Below are 18,236 nucleotides of genomic sequence, written 5' to 3' on the forward strand. Positions count from 1 at the left end.
TTGGCGGATAAGTGGCGTCTGTTGCAGTTCGGACTGTTCCAGCAGGCTCAGTTTCGCCATGGCGGCGGTGCCCTGGACGGGGCGTGTGGCTGGGGCGGCCAGCAGGGGCCGCGGCCGTGGCCTGGCTGGACGGCGATTCGCGAGGTGTCCATGCTCGGTTATTTGATTGACGAGAAAAACAGCCTGCAGATAGAGTCTCTTTCAATATTTTTTTGATAATGGTGCCTCGATGCTGCGTTTCGATGACCTGCAGCTGTTCGTGCGCACGGCCGATCTCGGCAATCTCTCGGCGGCCGCGCGGCGGCTGGACATTTCGCCGGCAGTGGCCAGTGCCGGCCTCAAGCGCCTGGAGCGGCAGCTGGAGGTGCGCCTGTTCAACCGCTCCACCCGCAGCCTGCGCCTGACGCCCGAGGGCGAGCTGTTTCTCGGCCATGCCCGGCTGGCCCTGCAGAGCCTGGACGATGGTCGGCAGCAGCTGGCGGGTAGCAGGGTCGGCATCAGCGGCCCGCTGCAGCTGTCGGCGCCATCGGACTTCGGCCGCAACACCCTGCTGCCCTGGCTCGACGAGTTCCAGCTGGCCCATCCGCAGCTGCAACTGCGCCTGCTGCTCGGCGACCGGGTCAGCGACCTGTTTCGCGACCCGGTGGACATCGCCCTGCGCTACGGTGCGCCCGACGATTCCAGCCTGGTGGCCCTGCCGATCGCGACGGGCAACCGCCGCGTGTTGTGCGCGGCGCCGTCGTACCTGGCGCGGCATGGCGAACCGCAGACGCCGGAAGAACTGGCCGGGCACAATTGCCTGCTCTATATGCTGGGCGGCCGGGTGCATGAGCGCTGGCGCTTCCAGGATGGCAAGCGCGAGCAGAGCGTCAACGTGACCGGCGACCGTTGCAGCGATGACGCCGATGTGGCGCGACGGTGGGCGGTGGCCGGCTTCGGCCTGGTCTACAAGTCCTGGCTGGACGTGGCCGGCGATGTGCAGGCCGGCCGGCTCAAGGTGCTGATGACGCAGTGGCAAGGCGAGTCGACGCCGCTCAACCTGATCTGCGCCCATCGCGCCCAGCTGAGCAAGCCGGTGCACCTGCTGCGTGAGTTCGTCCAGGCTCGCTGTGCCGACCTGCTGGCGCGGGCGCCCTGGGCGACCTAAGCTTGCGCCGGACCGGCTGCGGCAACCCGCCACAGTCCGGCGCCCTTGCCGCGCCTCCTCCACCTGCTAGAGTCGCCCGCCATGAAACTGGCCCGCTCCGACCGTTCGCTGCTCGCCTGGATGCTGTATTTCAGCGTCCTGTTCAGCGCGCTCGCCTGCAGCATCGGCCACGGTCAGATGGCCGGCCTGCAGCTCAGCGGTCTGGACGGCGTCTATTGCTCCCTGGACGGTGGCAGCGCTTCGGGCAGCGATTTCGGCGACGCCGGCCTGGCGTCGCAGGGGGCTGCCGGCGGTGCCGGTTGCGCCCTGTCCTCGACCTTCAGCGCACTGATCCTGGCGGCCTTCTTCGGCCTGCTCGGGTTGCTTTGCGCCGCCCGCCAGCCGGCGGTCGTGACCTTGCGCGCCGCCCGGCCGGTGCGCTTTCTCTGGCCCTCGGCCAATCCCCGCGCCTCTCCTTCGTTGTAGCAACCTGTGCCGGCACAGCTGGCGCCCGTCCCATGCCCGGACTCCTGGCACCCGTAGCGCTCGAATGCCGATGCGTCCTGCGGGCGCGAGTCCTCCGTTGCGCTACACCGGAGCCTGACCATGCACCCATCCACTGCTTCGTTCTACAACCTGGCCTGGCGCTGGCATTTCTATGCCGGGCTGTTCGTCATTCCGTTCCTGATCCTGCTGTCGCTGACCGGGATCATCTACCTGTTCAAGCCGCAGCTGGATCAACTGATGTACGCCGACCTGCTGCAGGTGCCGGTGGCCGAGCAACGCCTGAGCGCCGACCGGCAACTGGCCGCGGTGCGCCAGGCCTATCCCCAGGCGACCGTGAGCAAATATCTGCCGCCCCGCGGGGAGGGGCGGAGCGCGCAGTTCGTCATCGCCGAACAGGGGCGCGAGCTCAACCTGTTCGTCGATCCCTACCGCGGCACGCTGGTGGGCAGCCAGGACGCCCGGGACAACCTGCAGGCCATCGCCCGCCGCCTGCACGGCGAACTGATGATCGGCACCCTCGGCGATCGCCTGATCGAGCTGGCCGCCGGCTGGGGCATCGTCCTGGTGGTGTCCGGACTCTACCTCTGGTGGCCGCGCCTGGCCAGCCGCGGCCGCCTGTTCTGGCGCGACCTGCATGCGGTCACCGGCTTCTGGGGCTCGCTGCTGCTGCTGTTCATGCTGCTCACCGGGATGACCTGGACCGGCTTCTGGGGCGAGCGTTTCGCCGGTGCCTGGAACCACTTCCCGGCGGCCATGTGGAACGAGGTGCCGCAGTCCGACCTGCAGGCCCGCAGCCTCAACAGCAGTGCCCGACAGACCGTGGCCTGGGCGGTGGAAAACACCCCGCTGCCGCTTTCCGATCCCCATGCCGCGCACCAGGCGGCGGGCTCGGTCGACGCTTCTCCCACCGCCCAGATCGGCCTGCAGCAGGTGGTCGACACCGCCGCGGCGCGCGGCGTGCAGAGCGGCTACAGCATCAGCCTGCCCAGGGGCGAGACGGGGGTGTACAGCGTTGCCCTGTTCGCCGACGACCCGCGCCACGATGCGACCCTGCACCTCGACCAGTACAGCGGCGCGGTGCTGGCCGACGTGCGCTGGCAGGATTACGGTGTGGTGGCGCGGGTGGTGGAGACCGGCGTGGTGCTGCACGAGGGCAAGCTGTTCGGCCTGGCCAACCAGCTGCTGATGCTCGGCGTCTGCCTGATGGTGCTGCTCAGCGCCGTCAGCGGCCTGATCATGTGGTGGCGCCGGCGTCCCCAGGGCAGTCTCGGCGTGCCGCCGCTGCGTCACGATCTGCCGCGCTGGAAGACGGCCATCGTCATCATGTTGCTGCTCGGCGCTGTCTTTCCGCTGGTGGGGGCATCGCTGCTGCTGATCTGGGCGTTGGACTGGCTGCTACTCTCGCGTTTGGGGTCGACGCCCAAGCTGCAGGCCGGTTGAGCCATGACCGCACTGGCGTCCTTTCGCTTCAGTTGGAATACGAGACTCACCATCCCAAGGAGAAACACCATGCCCATGAAGAAAACCCTGCTGCTGGCCGCGTTGCTCGGTACCAGCCTGTTGGCCGGCGCCCATGAATACAGCGCGGGCGAACTGCACGTCGCCCACCCCTGGTCGCGGGAGATGCCGCCGGTGGCGCCGACCGCCGCGGCCTATTTCGTGGTGCACAACCGGGGCCAGCAGGCCGACCGCCTGGTCGGCGTGCAGACGCCGGTGGCCGGCAAGGCCGAGATGCACGAGCACGTGCACGCCGATGGGCTCATGAAGATGCAACAGGTGCAAAGCGTCGAGGTGCCGGCCGGGGGCGAACTCAAGTTCGCGCCCATGGGTTACCACGTCATGCTGTTCGACCTGAAGCAGCAGGCGAAGGAAGGCGAGCGCTTCCCGCTGACCCTGACCTTCGAGAAGGCGGGGGAAATCCAGGTGGACGTGGCGGTAGAGAAGGAACCGCCGGCCGAGGAAACCGCTCACCACTAAGAGGCGCGGTGCGCCGAGGTGACCCGGCGGATCTAGCGCTAGCGCTGGCCGCTCAGCAACAGGCTCACCCGGCCTTCTGCCTTGAGACTGTCGAAGGCCGCGCGGGTGCGGTTCACGGTTTCATCGGCGGTCGCCAGGCTGTAGGCCATGTACAGTCCCATCGAAATGGCGTCCAGGGTGTAAGCCGGCTCGAGGCTGGCGCAGTCGACGCGCACGTCTTCGCACAGCATGGCGACATCGCGCTCCGGCATGGCCACCAGCTCGATCTGTTGGTTCAGTAGTTTCTGAAAGTTGTCGCGGTTGGTCGCCGAGACCACCAGCTTGCTGAAGCCCTGGTTGCGCAGGTATTTCTGCCGCACATCGTCGCGCAGCACGCCAATGCTGTATTGCCGGGCGTCCGTCAGGGTGCGCACCTGGATGTCCTGGCGGGCCCGCAGTTTGTACAGGTGGTAGTCGATGCGGGTGATTTCGCCCACCCATTTGAACAGCGGCTCGCGCTCCGTGGTGCGGGCGATCAGGTAGATCAGCACGTCGGGCTGCTGCAGCGCCATGTCGTAGGCCCGCGCCCAGGGATAGAGCGCGAGGCTGTAGTCGCTCAGCCCCGCCCGTTGCAAAGTGGCTTCCACCACGGCGCTGGCAGGCCCCGCCACGCGGCCGTTTTCCAGGTAGCTGTACGACGTGTCCTCGGTGACGACCTGGATGCCCTGTGCCTGGCAGCAGGCACAGGCCAGGGTCAGCAATACGGCACTGCAGACGGATTGAACGAATGTCATGGGCAGCCTCCTAAGTGTCGTCACTGGGCTATTCGGTCGCGGCCCAGGCGCTTGGCCCGGTATAACGCCTCGTCGGCGCACTGCAGCAGCTGATCGAAACGGTCCATGAGTTGGGGGTCGTACTGCGCGACGCCGATGCTCAGGGTCAGGTAGGGCTCCACCTGCGAGCTGCTGTGCGGCACGGCCTGGGCGGCGAGGTCCTGGCGCAGGCGTTCGGCGGCCTTGTGCGCCTGGTCGAGGTCGGCGCCCGGCAGCAGCACGGCGAACTCCTCACCGCCGAGCCGTGCCACCAGCTCGCCGGCGCGGCCGAAGACGTGCTTAAGCCGTTCGGCCAGCCGTTGCAGGCACTGGTCGCCCTGGGCATGGCCGTAGGTGTCGTTGTAGAGCTTGAAGCAATCGATGTCGCACATCAGCACCGATAGCGGTTGGTTCAGGCGGGTGGCGCGGCGCAGCTCGATCTCCTTCATCTCATCGAAGTGCCGCCGGTTGGCCAGTCCGGTCAGCGGATCGCTGCGGCTGAGCTCCTCGAGGCGGCTGTTGGCCTGGCGCAGTTCGGCCGTGCGCTCTTCCACCAGCTCGGCCAGGCGATCGCGGTGGGCGGCGAGGTCGAGTTCGTCGCGCCGCTGCTGCTGGAGGTAGTCAGACAGCTTGCCCTGCAGGTTGTTGACTCCGGCCTCCAGCAGGCTCAGCTCGTCCCGGCGCGAGGCCTTGCGCTCGATGCGCAATAGCCGCTTGAGGTTGGCGGGCGACAATTCGCCCAGGTGCTGCGCGATATGCCGCACATGCACGGTGACCGAGCGGTTGAACATCCACATGATCAGCCCTGCCAGCAGCAGCGACTGGATCACCTGGGTGATCACGATGCTGGTCACGTCGCTCAGCAGGCGCTGCCAGAGCAGCCGCTCGTCGCCCTCGATGACCAGCTCGCCGAGGTTCTGCGTGGCGCCGGGGTAGGGCTCATAGGTGAGCGTCTGCTGCAGCGATGGCACCAGTGTCGAGGGCTGGCGCTCGGCGCGCTGCTGGGTCAGGACTTCGGGGGGGCGGCCGGCGCGCAGGATGCTCAGTTGCACCCGGCCTACCGGCGCGGCTTGGGCGACGCTGTCCAGCTGGGTCTGCAGGGCATCGCGATCCATCTCCCAGATCGCCTTGGACAGGGTGCGCTGAAACACCTGATCGATCAGCTTCAGCTCGGCGGTCATCGCCGCCAGGTTGCTGTTCCAGGCCGACACGCTGCGCAGGGTTACGGCAAGCAGGGTGAACAGCAGGCAGAAGATCAGCGTCGCCAGCACCAGGCGGCGGCCGAGCGAGCTGCAGGCCAGCGCTGGGGCGGGCTTCTGGTCGAGGCGCGGTTTGGCAGCCGCTGAGTCCATGCTAGAGCCACCGCTGGGCGATGGCATCGTAGGTGCCGTTGTCGCGGATGGTTTTCAGGCCCTGGCGAAAGCGCTCGACGAGCGCGTCCGAGGTCTGCGGGCTGAAGGCCATGCTCAAACCCTGGTCATCGCCCAGGTCGGGCAGGCTCAGCACCGGCACCAGCGTCTCGTCCGGATCGTCCCCGGCCCGGCGCACCAGATAGAAAGCGTTGAGTTCGTTGGCAATCCACAGGTCGATACGCCCCAGCGTCAGTTTTTCGTAGTTGTGCGCATACCTGTTGCTCGACTGCAGGTTCTCGCCGACGGCAAAGCCCTTGTCCAGCAGGTGCTGTTCGCCGGCATCGTCCTTGACGGTACCGATCTGGTAGCGGCGCGCCTCGTCGAGTTGCCCGAGCTGGATGTCGCGCTGGGGCAGCGTGAACAGATACCAGCGGACCGGCGCGATGGTGCCGACCCACTTGAACAGCTTCTCGCGCTGGCGGGTGCGGGCGATCGAATAGATCAGTACGTTCTCGGTGTTCTGCGCGATGTCGTAGGCCCGGGCCCAGGGCATGGACTGGATATGCGCCTGCACACCGACTTCCTGCAGCACGGCCTGCACGACTTCGGTGCTCATGCCGGTGAGTCGACCGTCCTGGGTCATGTTGTAGGGGGGCAGTTCCTCGGTGAGGATCTGAATCGCCTCGCCGGCCGGGGCCAACGAAGGCAGGCAGGCCAGCGCCGCAATCAGCCAGCGGCGCGTGGTGGGTCCGATGAGCTTGATACATTCCATGTGTTCGGCAACCTGCAAGGGCAAACAGGTAAGGTGTGTGGCCACTATATTGCTATCTGTGGGGTGGTGCACTCACTTCTGTTTCGGCGCCTTGGGCAAAAACTTCAACCTCGGCGCGCGCAGCCGATCACCGGCGATTCAGGTCAGCCGCGCGTCCAGGCTGTTCTGCGCCAGGCGCTCGGCCTGCTCGCGGGTCATGCCCAGGTGCTCGTGCAGGGCGGCGAAGTTCTCGCCGGCGTAGCCGCCGAAGTAGGCCGGATCGTCCGAATTGACCGTGACCTTCACGCCGCGCTCGAGCATCTCGAGGATGTTGTGCTGACCCATGTCCTCGAACACCCGCAGCTTGACGTTGGACAGCGGGCAGACGGTCAGGGGGATCTGCTCGTCGATGATCCGCTGCATCAGCCGCTCGTCCTCGATGGCGCGCACGCCGTGGTCGATGCGCTGGATCTTCAGCAGGTCCAGGGCCTGCCAGATGTACTCGGGCGGGCCTTCCTCGCCGGCGTGGGCGACGGTGAGGTAGCCCTCGCTGCGCGCCTTGTCGAACACCCGCTGGAACTTGCTCGGCGGATGGCCCTTTTCCGAGCTGTCCAGGCCCACGGCGATGAAGGCCTCGCGGAACGGGCGGGCCTGCTCCAGGGTCTTGAACGCCTCCTCCTCGGAAAGATGCCGGAGGAAGCTGAGGATCAGACCGGAACTGATGCCCAGTTGTTGTTGGCCGTCCTTGAGCGCCTGGCGGATGCCGCCGAGCACCACCTCGAAGGGTATGCCGCGGTCGGTGTGGGTCTGCGGGTCGAAGAACGGCTCGGTGTGGATCACGCCTTGCGCCTTGCACTTCTGCAGGTAGGCCCAGGTCAGGTCGTAGAAGTCCTGCTCGTGACGCAGCACGTCGGCGCCCTGGTAGTAGAGGTCGAGGAACTCCTGCAGGTTGTTGAAGGCGTAGGCGCCGCGCAGGGCCTCGACGTCGTTCCAGGGCAGGGCGATCTTGTTGCGTTCGGCCAGGGCGAACAGCAGTTCCGGCTCCAGCGAGCCTTCCAGGTGCAGGTGCAGTTCGGCCTTGGGCAGGGCGTTGAGCCAGTCGTACATGGTCGGTTCTCTCGGTCAGGCGTGGGTCGTCGACAGTCTAACCGCTCGGTCAGGATGGCGGGAGCGTCATGGCCGCCCTCGGCGGCCAGACGCCTGGGCCATGGCACTCAGCCGGCGATCAGTGCCTTGGCCGCCTGGCGGTGATCGGCGATCAGCCGGGCCACATCCAGGCCTTCGACCTGGCCGTCGATGACCCGCCAGCGGCCGCCGATCATCATCCGGTCGGCGCGGTCGGCGCCGCACAGCAGCAGGGCCGACAGCGGGTCGTGGCTGCCGGAGAAGCGCAGCTCGTCGAGCTTGAAGAAGGCCAGGTCGGCCTGCTTGCCCACCGCCAGCTCGCCGATGTCGCTGCGCCCCAGCAGCTTGGCCGATCCCTTGCTCGCCCAGCCCAGGGCCAGTTCCGGGGTGATCCGCTCGGCGCCGTAACGCAGGCGTTGCAGGTACAGGGCCTGGCGCGCCTCGAGGATCAGGTTGGAGGCGTCGTTGGAGGCCGAGCCGTCGACGCCTATGCCGATCGGTGCGCCGGCCGCCTGCAGCTCCAGGGTCGGGCAGATGCCCGAGGCCAGGCGCATGTTCGAGCAGGGGCAGTGGCTGATACCGGTGCCGGCGGCGCCCAGGCGGGCGATTTCCTCCGGGTTGAAGTGGATGCCGTGGGCCAGCCAGGTGCGCGGGCCGAGCCAGCCGACGCTGTCCAGGTAATCGACGGTGCGCAGGCCGAAGCGCTGCAGGCAGAACTCCTCCTCGTCCAGGGTCTCGGCCAGGTGGGTGTGCAGGCGCACGTCGAGCTTGCCGGCCAGCTCGGCGCTGGCGCGCATGATCGCCGGGGTCACCGAGAAGGGCGAGCAGGGCGCCAGGGCGATCTGGATCTGCGCGCCGGCGCCGCGCTCGTGGTATTGGCCGATCAGGCGCTGGCTGTCGGCGAGGATCACCTCGCCCTGCTGCACCGTCTGCTGCGGCGGCAGGCCGCCATCGGCCTCGCCCAGGCTCATCGAGCCGCGGGTGAGCATGGCGCGCATGCCCAGCTCGCGGACCACCCCGACCTGCACGTCGATGGCGTGCTCCAGGCCGTCGGGGAACAGGTAATGGTGGTCGGCCGCGGTGCTGCAGCCCGACAGCAGCAGTTCGGCCAGGGCCACCTTGGTCGCCAGGGCCAGCTGTTCCGGGGACAGCCTTGCCCACACCGGGTACAGGGTCTTGAGCCAGGGGAACAGCGGCTGGTTGACCACCGGCGCCCAGGCGCGGGTCAGGGTCTGGTAGAAGTGGTGGTGGGTATTGATCAGGCCGGGCAGCACCACGTGCTCGCGGGCGTCGAAGGCATGGCTGCAGGGGGCTGCGGGCTGTTGGCCGGCGGCCAGCATTTCGACGATCAGGCCGTCTTCGACCACCAGGCCGCCGGTGGCGTCCAGGTCGTTGGCGGTGAAGATGGCCAGGGGGTTCATGATCCAGGTACGGGTGGCTGCCATGAGCAGGCTCCTCTGAGGGTGAGTTCAGGTTAGCCAGCTCAGTGTTGACCCTGTCTGCTGATCCAGGTGCGTGCGAAGACGCGCTGTCGAAGATACCTGTCCGAAAGGTCAGGATCAACCCCCGGCTGTGACCTGCGTCAGAGGCGCCGCGTTGTGATGCGTCCGCGGCTGATGCCGGCGAGCAACTGCTGCAACTCGTCGACGCGCGCCTCGGGCAGGGCCAGTTGCAGTTCGGCACCCTCGGCGTCGAACTGCTCATGCTCCAGCAGTGCCTCCAGGTCGCTCAGGCGCGCCTTGAGCAGCGGCAGTTCGGCGAAGGCGCAGTGGAAGGCGAGGCGGCTACGCTGCACCAGTTCGGCGCGTTCGCCGGCCTGCAGGCATTTGCTGGCGCTGCCGCCGTAGGCCCTGGCCAGGCCACCGGTGCCGAGCTGGATGCCGCCGTACCAGCGGATCACCAGCACCGCCACCTGGTCGCAGTCCTGGCCCTCGATGGCGGCGAGAATCGGCCGGCCGGCGGTGCCGCCCGGTTCGCCGTCGTCGTTGAAGCGGTACTGCTGGCCGACCTTCCAGGCCCAGCAGTTGTGGCTGGCGCTCGGGTCGCTGGCACCCTCGATAAAGGCCTGGGCCTCGGCCGCGCTGGCGACCGGGGCGGCGAGGGCGAGGAAGCGGCTCTTGCGGATGTCCTCGCGGTACTCGCAAGGCGCGAGCAGGGTGAAGGCCATCAGACTGCCGCGGGCGGCGTCAGGCCGCAGCCCTTGAGGATGATGCGCACCAGGTTGTCGCCGGCTTCGGCGAACTCCTGCTTGGTCAGGCGCGAGCGGCCGGTGACGCGGCAGATCTGCGAGGCGAAGTCGGCGTAGTGCTGGGTGCTGCCCCACAGCAGGAAGATCAGGTGCACCGGGTCGACCGGGTCCATCTTGCCGGCGGCGATCCAAGCCTCGAACACCGCGGCGCGGCCGCGAAACCAGGTGCGGTAGTCCTGATCGAAGTAGGCCGACAGGCATTCGCCGCCGCTGATCACCTCCATGGCGAAGATCCGCGAGGCCTTGGGGTAGCGGCGGGAGAAGTCCAGCTTGGCGCGGATATAGCGGTCCAGGGCCTCGGCCGGGTCGTCGTCGACGCTCAGGCTGTTGAAGGCGCTGTCCCACAGCTCGAGGATATTGCTCAGCACCGCCAGGTACAGCCCCAGCTTGTTGCTGAAGTAGTAGTGCAGGTTGGCCTTGGGCAGGCCGACGGTCTGGGCGATGGTGTTCATGCTGGTGCCCTTGAACCCGTGGCGGGCGAACTCCTCCTCGGCGGCGGCGAGGATCGCCTCTTCGTTCTTCTGGCGGATGCGCCCGGCGGGCTTGTCGGCGGAGTTGGCGCTGTGCGGGGGAATTGCAAGGGTCATAGACGGTACCGAAATCTTCGTGAGGCGGAGCCTGTGCACAGATAACCCAGTGTCGCCGGGGTGACAAGCGCCTGGGGCGGAAAAAACACAGTCGCGGGCCGACTGCCGTCGCCTGGTCGGCGGTCAACCGCGGCGCTTGGTGCCGATCAGGGCCGCCGTCCGCCCAGGTACCAGCCCAGCGCCGCCCAGAGCGCGGCCAGGCCGGCGCCGACCAGGGCCGCCACCAGCACGCCCTGGGCCAGGCCGTCGAGCAGCGCCTTGAACCAGGCGCTGAGGGCGTCGCCGCCGCGGTAGACCACGGTGTCGATGAAGTTCTTGGCCTTGTACTTGCTGTGCGCATCGAGCGGGGCGAAGAGCATTTCCCGGCCCGGACGGACGAAGGCGTACTCGCCGACCCGCCGAACGATCATCAGCGCCGCCAGCACGGCGAAGGTCGGCGCCAGGGCCAGGCCGACAAAACCCAGGCAGACCAGCAGCGGTACCCCTGCCAGCAGGGCGCGCAGGCCGAGCTTGTCGGCCACCCGGCCGGTGACGAACAGCTGGGCCAGCAGCGACAGCGCCTGCACGGTGAAATCGATCAGGCCGAACACCCGCACCTGCTCGATCGGGTCCGGAAAGCGCTGTTGCACCAGGCGTGCCTGTTCGAAGTAGAGGAAGGTGCTGGCGCTGGCCAGGAGGATGACGAAGGCGGCGACGCCCAGCAGGTAGGGTGAGGCCAGCACCCGACCGATGCCGCTGAAGGGGTTGCCCGGCACCGGCTCGCGCGGGTCCTCGCTGGGCGGCGCGCCGGGGCGCCCGGCGCCGCCGAGCGGGCGCCAGGCCATCAGCAGATGCTTGGCGGCCAGGGCGCCGGCTAGCAGCAGGGCGGCGCCCAGCAGCAGGCCACTGTGGCCGATGGCGCCGACCGCCAGGGTGCTCAGCGCCGGTCCCAGCAGGCCGCCGCAGCTGGCGCCGGCGGCGATGAAGGCGAACAGCCGGCGGGCCTGGGCGGCGTCGAACACGTCGCTCATCAGGCTCCAGGCCACCGACACCACGAACAGGTTGTAGACCGACAGCCACACGTAGAACAGCCGCGCCAGCCACACCCCGTCGCCCTGGGCGAAGGCGGCGGCGAACGCCAGCAGGTTGAGGATGAACAGCCCGTACACCCAGTCGATGTAGCGCGAGCGCGGTACCCGCGAGTTGAGCCAGGCGAATAGCGGCACGGCCACCAGCATCAGCACGAAGGTGGCGCTGAACAGCCACTGCAGGTTCTCCACGCCGCCGCGGATGCCCATGGCCTCGCGGATCGGCCGCAGCATGAAGTAGCCGCAGAACAGGCAGAAGAACAGGGCGAAGCCGTTCAGCGCGGCGCGCAGTTCGCCGGGTTCGGCGTTGATCGCCCGGGCCAGGCGCTGCGCCGCGGTCATGACGGCGGCGGGCATTCAGGCGAACGCCTGGACGATCTTCTCGCGTAGCGCGGCATCCGGCAGGCGGCCAAGGCCGGCGCCGAGGTTGTCGGCCATGTAGTGCGCCTTGGAGGTGGCCGGAATGGCCACCGTCACCGCCGGCTCGGCGAGGATGAACTTGAGCAGCAGCTGGGCCCAGGAGTCGGCGTCGGTTTCCTTGGCCCAGTCTGGCAGCGGTCGGCCGCGCACCCGCTGGAACAGCTGGCCACGGGCGAAGGGACGGTTGATCAGGGTGGCGATGCCGTGGTCGGCGCAATACGGCAGCAGGCGCCGCTCGGCGTTGCGCTCGGCCACCGAGTAGTTGAGCTGGACGAAATCCACCGGCTCCCTGGCCAACACCGCCAGCAGGTCGTCGTGGGCCGCCTCGCGGTAGTGGGTGATGCCGACATAGCGCACCCGGCCCTGGGCCTTCAGCTCGCGCAACAGGGCCAGCTGGGTGCGGGTGTCCTGCAGGTTGTGCACCTGCACCAGGTCGAGGCGCTCGCTCTGCAGCGCCCGCAGGCTTGCCTCGAACTGGGCCAGGCCACGGTCGCGGCCGGTGGCGGACAGCTTGCTGGCGAGAAAGGCCCGGCCCTGGTGGCCCGTGCGCCGCAGCAGCTCGCCGGTGACCGCCTCGGCGTTGCCATAGCTCGGTGCGGTGTCGATCAGGCTGGCGCCGCCTTGGATGAAGGTGCGCATCACCGCCTCCAGGGGCGCGAGACTGGCATCGTCGAGACGCACGTGGAAGGTGCGCGAGGTGCCCAGGCCGATCACCGGCAGTAGCTCGCCGCTGGCGGGAATCTTGCGCTGCAGCAACTGCCCGGGCTCGAGGGCCAGGGCGCGGTGGGGCAGCAGCGGCAGGGCGGCGGCGAGGCCGAGCAGGGTGGCGCCGGTTTGGATGACCTGACGACGGCTGGGCATGCTGTCCTCCAGGGGCGCGGCCTAAGGGACTGGAAACCCGAGGCGCGGCGGGCCGCGGAGCGCGCGCTTCACCGTTCGAGCATAGTCCCCGGGGTCGGGGCGCGCCGGCTCAGTTGCCCGGATGCTCGCTCAGCACCTGCTCGGTCCCCTGGCGGTCCAGGCCTATGACCTGATAGGCGTCGCGGATATCGCCGCGCTCCATCCCCGGCGAGCCGGTCGGCATGCCCGGCACGGCCGCGCCGAGCAGATCGGGGCGCTGGCGCAGCTTGAGAATGTCCGCCGCTGGCACGTGGCCCTCGACGAACTGGCCGTCGATCACCGCGGTGTGACAGGCCGACAGGCGCGGCGGTACGCCCAGGCGCTGCTTGACTGCGCTCATGTCCGTCTCGACATGGTCGACGACGGTGAAACCGTTGTCCTGCAGGTGGCCGATCCAGGCCTTGCAGCAGCCGCAGTTGGGGTCGCGGTGGACATCGATGGTCAGCGGCTCGGCGGCCTGGGCCCAGGCGGCAAACAGCGTGGCGAGAAGCAAGGCGAGGCGCATCGGGCAGGACTCCCTAAGGATTCGGGGTGACAGGATAACGCCGTCGCCGGCACCGCCCCAGGCTCTGGCTGTTTCCGAATATGCCAGGCTGGGCCTATGCTGCCCGCTCCCGGACATGAGAAGGAAGCTGTCGATGCTGTTGGCGCGGGTGGTACTGATTCTGCAAATACTGGCCCTGGGCGGCCTCGGCCTGGCCTACTTCATCCGCCCCCACGAGATGAGCAACCTCAGCGGTATGCTGCTGATGGCGCCGGCCGCGGCCACCGATGTGCGGGCCTACTATGGCGGCCTGCAGCTGGGCCTGGCGGCCTACCTGCTGCTGGCCCTGGCGCGCCTGGAGCTGATCCGTGGCGCCCTGACCCTGCTGGTGCTGCTGTACAGCGCCCTGGCCCTGGCGCGCATCGGCGGCCTGTGGCTGGACGGCGGCGCCCAGCAGACCTTCAACCTCGTTGCCCTGCTGCTGGAACTGGTCTCGGCCGGGCTGGCGTTCTGGGCGCTGCGCACCCTGAACCGTCTCTAGCGCCTAGCGCCGCTCCAGCAGCACGCCCGCTTCCATGTGGTGGGTGTAGGGGAACTGGTCGAACAGCGCGCAGCGCGTCACCTTGTGGGTGTCGCTGAGTTGGGCGATGTTGGCGGCCAGGGTCTCGGGGTTGCAGGAGATGTACAGAATGCGCCCGAAGCGCCGGGTCAGCTCGCAGGTGTCCGGGTCCATGCCGGCGCGCGGCGGGTCGACGAACACGCTGCCGAACTCATAACTCTTGAGGTCGATGCCGGCCAGGCGGCGGAACGGCCGCACTTCGTTGAGCGCCTCGGTGAGTTCCTCGGCGGACAGGCGCACCAGGGTCACGTTGTCGATGCCGTTGTCGTCCAGGTTGGCCAGGGCGGCATTCACCGAGCTCTTGCTGATCTCGGTGGCCAGCACCTTGCGCACCCGGGTGGCCAGGGGCAGGGTGAAGTTGCCATTGCCGCAGTACAGCTCCAGCAGGTCGTCGTCGCGCTCGCCGAGCGCCTCGAAGGCCCAGCCGAGCATCTTCTGGCACACCTCGCCGTTGGGCTGGGTGAAGGCCCCCTCCGGCTGGCGGTAGCGGTAGGTGCGGCCGGCCACCTGCAGCGCTTCCAGGGCATGGTCGCGGCCGATGACCAGGCGCTTGCCGCGCGAGCGGCCGACCAGGCTGACCTGAAGCTCGGCGGCCAGTTTCTCGGCTTCGGCCTGCCAGGCCGCATCCAGAGGACGGTGATAGCACAGGGTGATCAGTGCGTCGCCGGCCAATGTGGTGAGGAACTCGACCTGGAACAGCTTGAAGCTCAGGACCTTGCTGGCCTGCCAGGCGGCTTTCAGGCGCGGCATCAGCTCGTTGATCCGGGCGCTGGCGATGGGGAAGTCGTCCAGCAGGATCGGCGTGTGCTTGTCGCCGGCCTCGAACATGGCGTAGTGGCGATCCTCGCCCTCGCGCCACAGGCGGAATTCGGCGCGCAGGCGGTAGTGCTCGCGGGGCGACTCGAAGACCTCGGGCGCCGGCGCGGCGAAGGGCGCGAGCAGCTCGATCAGGCGCTGCTTCTTCTCGTCTAGCTGGGCGGCATAGGTGGCGGGATCGAACTGGGGACGGCTCATGGACTACTCGACATTGCTTGCGGCTGAAACGGACAGGAGCGGGACCGGCCCGCTCCTGGAGGACTGGCTGGACGGTGTCAGGCGAAGAAGCCCAGCTTGATCACGAACAGCGCCGAGAGTATCACCAGCGCCGGGTTGAGGTCGCGCCAGCGGCCGGCCAGGACCTTGACCAGGGTCCAGGTGATGAAGCCGAAGGCGATGCCGTTGGCGATGGAGAAGGTCAGCGGCATGGCCAGGGCGGCCGCCGCCACCGGCGCGGCGACGGTCAGGTCGTCCCAGTCGATCTGCGCCAGGCTGCTCATCATCAGCACCGCGACGAACAGCAGCGCCGGGGCGGTGGCGTAGGCCGGCACGGCGCCGGCCAGGGGGGCGAAGAACAGGCTGAGGAGGAACAGCAGGGCGACCACGCAGGCGGTCAGGCCGGTGCGCCCGCCGGCGCTGATGCCGGCCGCCGACTCGATGTAGCTGGTGGTGGTGCTGGTGCCCAGGGCCGCGCCGGCCATGGTCGCGGTGCTGTCGGCCAGCAGGGCGCGGCCCAGGCGCGGCATCTTGCCGTCCTTGTCCAGCAGGTCGGCCTTCTGGGCCACGCCGACCAGGGTGCCGGAGGTGTCGAAGAGGTCGACGAAGAGGAAGGCGAAGATCACGCTGAGCAGGCCGATATCCAGGGCGCCCATGATGTCCAGCTGCAGCAGGGTCGGCATCACCGGGGGCGGCATGGACACCACGGCGTCCAGCTGCGACAGGCCGAGGACGATGGACAGGCCGGTAATCAGCAGGATGCCGATCATCACCGCGCCAGTGACCCGGCGGTGGGCCAGGGCGGCGATGATGAAGAAGCCCAGGCAGGCCAGCAGCGGCCCGCCTGCGGTCATGTCGCCGAGGGTCACCAGGGTGGCAGGGTGGTCGATGACGATGCCGGCGTTCTTCAGGGCGATGATCGCCAGGAACAGGCCGATACCGGCGGCGATGCCGGCACGCAGGGCCAGGGGGATGCTGTTGATGATCCATTCGCGGACCTTGAAGATCGACAGCAGGAAGAAGATCACCCCGGAGAGGAACACCGCGCCCAGCGCCACCTGCCAGGTATGGCCCATGGTCAGCACCACGGTATAGGTGAAGAAGGCGTTGAGGCCCATGCCCGGCGCGAGGGCGATCGGGTAGTTGGCCAGCAGGCCCATGATCGCCGAACCGATGGCGGCGGCCAGGCAGGTGGCGACGAACACCGCGCCGCGGTCCATGCCGGTCTCGGCGAGGATGCTGGGGTTGACGAAGAGGATGTAGGCCATGGTCAGGAAGGTGGTGAGACCGGCGAGGATCTCGGTGCGCACCGTGGTGTTGTGCGCTTTGAGTTGGAATAAGCGTTCCAGCATGGCGTCTCCCTGGGGCGCTGATGGCGCCGTTGATATGCGAATCGCAAGCAAAGCACATCCGTGCGGAGACGGCAGTTTCTGCGGGCAATTCGGAAAAGGCGCGCATCATATCAGCTAGGCTTTAGTCGGTGAATTTGTGACCGGAAGGTCAGCAAGATTCCCTTTCCTGTCGAGGAGAACAGCATGAGCACACGCGCCGTAATCACCGTAGCCGATGGTGTCGAAGACCTCGAATGCGTGACCCTGATCGACGTGCTGCGCCGCGCCGAGATCGAGGTGGTGGTGGCCAGCGTCGAGAACCGGCGGATGATCACCTGTGCCCGCGGCACGCGCCTGACCGCCGACGCCATGCTGGTCGACGTGCTGGCCCAGGACTTCGACCTGATCGTGCTGCCCGGCGGCATGCCGGGCGCCCAGCGCCTGGGCGAGCACGAGCCGCTGGCCGAGCGGGTGCGCCAGCAGGCCAAGGCCGGCAAGTTCTACGCCGCCATCTGCGCGGCGCCGGCCGTGGCCCTGCAGCCCTTCGGCGTGCTCAGGCAGCGGCGCATGACCTGCTACCCCAGCTTCAGCGATCGCCTGTCCGGCTGCAGCTTCGTCGACGAGCCGGTGGTGGTCGACGGCAACTGCATCACCAGCCAGGGACCGGGCACCGCCCTGGCCTTTGCCCTGACCCTGGTCGAGCAGCTGCGCGGGCGTGGCACGCGCCTTCAGGTGGCCGAGGCGATGCTGGCGTCCTAGGCCGGCGTCCTGTCCAAGGCGCGGTCGGCCGAGTCCGCGGCGGGTTGGGCGAGCAGGGCCGCCAGGTGGCTGTCGCGGCGGGCGATGAACTGCCGCAGGCGCTGCCCATAGTCCGCCGGCGCCGCGCCGCGCACCGAAGGCCGCTGGGCCAGCGCCAGGCGCCAGCGTTCGACCTTGTCCAGGCCGGCGAAGGTGGCGAAGTCGGCGATGCGCTCGAACACCTGCCAGTAGCGGAACACCGGGGCGAAGGCCGCGTCCACCAGGGAAAAGGCCGTGCCGGCGAACCAGGGGCCTTCGCCCAGTGCGTCCTCCAGCTGTTCGAAGCGCCGGCGCAGGGTCTGGTGCTGGGCGTCCAGCTGGGCCGCGTCGGCGGCGTTGTAGAAGCGCGCGACGTCGTTGAGCACCGCCGAGGCGAACTCGATCCCGGCGCGGTGGCGGGCGCGTTCGAAGGCGTCTTCCGGGTGCAGGCGCGGCGCCAGGGTCTCGTCGAGGTACTCGGCGATCACCGCCGACTCGAACAGCACGCCGCGTTCGCTGCGCAGCAGCGGCACCTTACCCAGCGGCGACAGGGCGAGGAACCAGGCCGGCTTGTCGCTCAGGTCGACGTCGCGGCGACGGAAGGCCACGCCTTTCTCCGCCAGCACGATGGCCGCCCGCTGCACGTAGGGGCACAGCGGGTGACTGATCAACTCCAGGGATGTGTTCATGGGGTGGCTCCTTCGGCTTTCAGGGCCAGCGGGCCGTCGCCGAGCAGGATGTGGACCAGGGACATGGCGGCGAGGAACAGCGGGTATTCCCAGCCGCCGTTGGGGTTGCTGAACACCCAGCCGTTGCCGGCATGGATCAGCAGCGCGCCGAGCAGGATCGGCAGCAGCGCCAGGGATACCCAGCGGCCGTAGAGACCGAGCAGGATCAGCAGGCCGCCGAGGCTTTCGGCGACGATCAGCGGCAGGGCCAGGGCGGACGGCAGGCCGATTCCGCTCAGCCAGCTGCCGAGGCCGTCGACGCCGAAGGTCAGCAGCTTTAGGAGCAGGCCGTGGCTGATCCACATGGCGGCCAGGCCGATGCGCAGCAGCAGGCGCGCGGCGGCGGGGGCATAGGGCAGGTCGAGGCTGGGCATGATCGGAACTCCGGTCTGTTGGCTGAGGTGCCGTGAGTCC

General features: G+C 68.4%; 21 protein-coding genes. 7 read left to right on the top strand and 14 right to left on the bottom strand.

Going from position 1 to position 18,236, the window contains the following annotated elements:
• Positions 1–21 precede the first annotated feature (21 nt).
• The 5 genes from KDW96_RS15880 (at position 22) to KDW96_RS15900 (ending at position 3,610) form a co-directional block, all read left to right on the top strand.
• Positions 22–216: a hypothetical protein gene (locus KDW96_RS15880; protein WP_255837194.1), complete on the top strand. Its 195-nt coding sequence runs from the start codon at positions 22–24 to the stop codon at positions 214–216.
• A 13-nt stretch (positions 217–229) separates the two neighbouring features.
• Complete coding sequence (gene vimR / locus KDW96_RS15885; RefSeq protein ID WP_255837195.1) at positions 230–1,147, top strand: transcription regulator VimR; 918 nt, start codon at positions 230–232, stop codon at positions 1,145–1,147.
• An 81-nt stretch (positions 1,148–1,228) separates the two neighbouring features.
• A complete protein-coding gene (locus KDW96_RS15890) occupies positions 1,229–1,612 on the top strand; it encodes a DUF2946 family protein (protein ID WP_255837196.1) in 384 nt (127 codons plus the stop codon).
• A gap of 120 nt (positions 1,613–1,732) precedes the next feature.
• Positions 1,733–3,073 carry a PepSY-associated TM helix domain-containing protein gene (locus tag KDW96_RS15895; protein WP_255837197.1) on the top strand — a complete coding sequence of 447 codons (1,341 nt, stop codon included), beginning with the start codon at positions 1,733–1,735 and terminating at the stop codon, positions 3,071–3,073.
• 69 nt (positions 3,074–3,142) lie between these two features.
• Positions 3,143–3,610, top strand: coding sequence for a copper chaperone PCu(A)C (locus KDW96_RS15900; RefSeq protein WP_255837198.1), 468 nt, complete (start codon positions 3,143–3,145; stop codon positions 3,608–3,610).
• A 38-nt stretch (positions 3,611–3,648) separates the two neighbouring features.
• Here KDW96_RS15900 and KDW96_RS15905 read toward each other — a convergent pair whose 3' ends face one another.
• The 10 genes from KDW96_RS15905 to KDW96_RS15950 form a co-directional block, all read right to left on the bottom strand.
• On the bottom strand, positions 3,649–4,383 hold the full coding sequence (locus KDW96_RS15905; RefSeq protein WP_255837199.1) for a substrate-binding periplasmic protein: 735 nt from the start codon (positions 4,381–4,383) through the stop codon (positions 3,649–3,651).
• Between the two features lie 20 nt (positions 4,384–4,403).
• Positions 4,404–5,753, bottom strand: a complete 1,350-nt coding sequence (locus KDW96_RS15910) for a GGDEF domain-containing protein (protein ID WP_255837200.1) — start codon at positions 5,751–5,753, stop codon at positions 4,404–4,406.
• 1 nt (position 5,754) lies between these two features.
• Positions 5,755–6,525: a substrate-binding periplasmic protein gene (locus KDW96_RS15915; protein ID WP_255837201.1), complete on the bottom strand. Its 771-nt coding sequence runs from the start codon at positions 6,523–6,525 to the stop codon at positions 5,755–5,757.
• A gap of 138 nt (positions 6,526–6,663) precedes the next feature.
• Positions 6,664–7,611 carry an adenosine deaminase gene (locus tag KDW96_RS15920; RefSeq protein ID WP_255837202.1) on the bottom strand — a complete coding sequence of 316 codons (948 nt, stop codon included), beginning with the start codon at positions 7,609–7,611 and terminating at the stop codon, positions 6,664–6,666.
• A gap of 107 nt (positions 7,612–7,718) precedes the next feature.
• Positions 7,719–9,074 carry an 8-oxoguanine deaminase gene (locus KDW96_RS15925; RefSeq protein ID WP_255837203.1) on the bottom strand — a complete coding sequence of 452 codons (1,356 nt, stop codon included), beginning with the start codon at positions 9,072–9,074 and terminating at the stop codon, positions 7,719–7,721.
• Between the two features lie 137 nt (positions 9,075–9,211).
• Positions 9,212–9,796, bottom strand: coding sequence for an IMPACT family protein (locus KDW96_RS15930; RefSeq protein ID WP_255837204.1), 585 nt, complete (start codon positions 9,794–9,796; stop codon positions 9,212–9,214).
• Positions 9,796–10,464 (bottom strand): TetR/AcrR family transcriptional regulator, encoded by a 669-nt coding sequence (locus tag KDW96_RS15935; RefSeq protein ID WP_255837205.1) that lies wholly within the window; start codon positions 10,462–10,464, stop codon positions 9,796–9,798. The genes KDW96_RS15930 and KDW96_RS15935 overlap by 1 nt, the downstream gene beginning before the upstream one ends.
• 146 nt (positions 10,465–10,610) lie before the next feature.
• Entirely contained in the window at positions 10,611–11,888 is a 1,278-nt protein-coding gene (locus tag KDW96_RS15940; RefSeq protein WP_255837206.1) for an NTP/NDP exchange transporter, read from the bottom strand.
• Positions 11,889–12,812 carry an aldo/keto reductase gene (locus tag KDW96_RS15945; protein ID WP_255837207.1) on the bottom strand — a complete coding sequence of 308 codons (924 nt, stop codon included), beginning with the start codon at positions 12,810–12,812 and terminating at the stop codon, positions 11,889–11,891. It abuts the gene before it with no gap.
• Between the two features lie 109 nt (positions 12,813–12,921).
• Positions 12,922–13,356: a DUF411 domain-containing protein gene (locus KDW96_RS15950; protein ID WP_255837208.1), complete on the bottom strand. Its 435-nt coding sequence runs from the start codon at positions 13,354–13,356 to the stop codon at positions 12,922–12,924.
• A 133-nt stretch (positions 13,357–13,489) separates the two neighbouring features.
• Between KDW96_RS15950 and KDW96_RS15955 the strand changes: the two genes are divergently transcribed.
• On the top strand, positions 13,490–13,876 hold the full coding sequence (locus tag KDW96_RS15955) for a DUF4345 family protein (protein ID WP_255837209.1): 387 nt from the start codon (positions 13,490–13,492) through the stop codon (positions 13,874–13,876).
• Between the two features lie 3 nt (positions 13,877–13,879).
• On the opposite strand, the gene trmA is transcribed toward KDW96_RS15955, so the two are convergent.
• Together trmA and KDW96_RS15965 are read right to left on the bottom strand one after the other, a co-directional pair.
• Entirely contained in the window at positions 13,880–14,968 is a 1,089-nt protein-coding gene (trmA, locus tag KDW96_RS15960) for a tRNA (uridine(54)-C5)-methyltransferase TrmA (RefSeq protein ID WP_255837210.1), read from the bottom strand.
• A gap of 77 nt (positions 14,969–15,045) precedes the next feature.
• A complete protein-coding gene (locus tag KDW96_RS15965; RefSeq protein WP_255837211.1) occupies positions 15,046–16,338 on the bottom strand; it encodes an NCS2 family permease in 1,293 nt (430 codons plus the stop codon).
• Between the two features lie 183 nt (positions 16,339–16,521).
• Between KDW96_RS15965 and KDW96_RS15970 the strand changes: the two genes are divergently transcribed.
• Complete coding sequence (locus KDW96_RS15970; RefSeq protein ID WP_255837212.1) at positions 16,522–17,076, top strand: DJ-1 family glyoxalase III; 555 nt, start codon at positions 16,522–16,524, stop codon at positions 17,074–17,076.
• Here KDW96_RS15970 and KDW96_RS15975 read toward each other — a convergent pair.
• The gene (locus KDW96_RS15975) at positions 17,073–17,783 is read right to left on the bottom strand and encodes a glutathione S-transferase family protein (RefSeq protein ID WP_255837213.1); all 711 of its coding nucleotides are present in this window, start codon (positions 17,781–17,783) and stop codon (positions 17,073–17,075) included. The genes KDW96_RS15970 and KDW96_RS15975 overlap by 4 nt on opposite strands.
• Positions 17,780–18,196: a DoxX family membrane protein gene (locus tag KDW96_RS15980; RefSeq protein WP_255837214.1), complete on the bottom strand. Its 417-nt coding sequence runs from the start codon at positions 18,194–18,196 to the stop codon at positions 17,780–17,782. The genes KDW96_RS15975 and KDW96_RS15980 overlap by 4 nt, the downstream gene beginning before the upstream one ends.
• Positions 18,197–18,236 lie beyond the last annotated feature (40 nt).

The organism is Pseudomonas benzenivorans (assembly GCF_024397895.1).
Taxonomy (GTDB): domain Bacteria; phylum Pseudomonadota; class Gammaproteobacteria; order Pseudomonadales; family Pseudomonadaceae; genus Aquipseudomonas; species Aquipseudomonas benzenivorans_A.

What these genes read in the sequence shown, in the direction of transcription:
- vimR (WP_255837195.1), top strand. Translation starts at nt 230, where the DNA reads ATGCTGCGTTTCGATGACCTGCAGCTGTTCGTGCGCACGGCCGATCTC.
- KDW96_RS15890 (WP_255837196.1), top strand. Translation starts at nt 1,229, where the DNA reads ATGAAACTGGCCCGCTCCGACCGTTCGCTGCTCGCCTGGATGCTGTAT.
- KDW96_RS15895 (WP_255837197.1), top strand. Translation starts at nt 1,733, where the DNA reads ATGCACCCATCCACTGCTTCGTTCTACAACCTGGCCTGGCGCTGGCAT.
- KDW96_RS15900 (WP_255837198.1), top strand. Translation starts at nt 3,143, where the DNA reads ATGCCCATGAAGAAAACCCTGCTGCTGGCCGCGTTGCTCGGTACCAGC.
- KDW96_RS15905 (WP_255837199.1), bottom strand. Translation starts at nt 4,383, where the DNA reads ATGACATTCGTTCAATCCGTCTGCAGTGCCGTATTGCTGACCCTGGCC.
- KDW96_RS15910 (WP_255837200.1), bottom strand. Translation starts at nt 5,753, where the DNA reads ATGGACTCAGCGGCTGCCAAACCGCGCCTCGACCAGAAGCCCGCCCCA.
- KDW96_RS15915 (WP_255837201.1), bottom strand. Translation starts at nt 6,525, where the DNA reads ATGGAATGTATCAAGCTCATCGGACCCACCACGCGCCGCTGGCTGATT.
- KDW96_RS15920 (WP_255837202.1), bottom strand. Translation starts at nt 7,611, where the DNA reads ATGTACGACTGGCTCAACGCCCTGCCCAAGGCCGAACTGCACCTGCAC.
- KDW96_RS15925 (WP_255837203.1), bottom strand. Translation starts at nt 9,074, where the DNA reads ATGGCAGCCACCCGTACCTGGATCATGAACCCCCTGGCCATCTTCACC.
- KDW96_RS15930 (WP_255837204.1), bottom strand. Translation starts at nt 9,796, where the DNA reads ATGGCCTTCACCCTGCTCGCGCCTTGCGAGTACCGCGAGGACATCCGC.
- KDW96_RS15935 (WP_255837205.1), bottom strand. Translation starts at nt 10,464, where the DNA reads ATGACCCTTGCAATTCCCCCGCACAGCGCCAACTCCGCCGACAAGCCC.
- KDW96_RS15940 (WP_255837206.1), bottom strand. Translation starts at nt 11,888, where the DNA reads ATGCCCGCCGCCGTCATGACCGCGGCGCAGCGCCTGGCCCGGGCGATC.
- KDW96_RS15945 (WP_255837207.1), bottom strand. Translation starts at nt 12,812, where the DNA reads ATGCCCAGCCGTCGTCAGGTCATCCAAACCGGCGCCACCCTGCTCGGC.
- KDW96_RS15950 (WP_255837208.1), bottom strand. Translation starts at nt 13,356, where the DNA reads ATGCGCCTCGCCTTGCTTCTCGCCACGCTGTTTGCCGCCTGGGCCCAG.
- KDW96_RS15955 (WP_255837209.1), top strand. Translation starts at nt 13,490, where the DNA reads ATGCTGTTGGCGCGGGTGGTACTGATTCTGCAAATACTGGCCCTGGGC.
- trmA (WP_255837210.1), bottom strand. Translation starts at nt 14,968, where the DNA reads ATGAGCCGTCCCCAGTTCGATCCCGCCACCTATGCCGCCCAGCTAGAC.
- KDW96_RS15965 (WP_255837211.1), bottom strand. Translation starts at nt 16,338, where the DNA reads ATGCTGGAACGCTTATTCCAACTCAAAGCGCACAACACCACGGTGCGC.
- KDW96_RS15970 (WP_255837212.1), top strand. Translation starts at nt 16,522, where the DNA reads ATGAGCACACGCGCCGTAATCACCGTAGCCGATGGTGTCGAAGACCTC.
- KDW96_RS15975 (WP_255837213.1), bottom strand. Translation starts at nt 17,783, where the DNA reads ATGAACACATCCCTGGAGTTGATCAGTCACCCGCTGTGCCCCTACGTG.
- KDW96_RS15980 (WP_255837214.1), bottom strand. Translation starts at nt 18,196, where the DNA reads ATGCCCAGCCTCGACCTGCCCTATGCCCCCGCCGCCGCGCGCCTGCTG.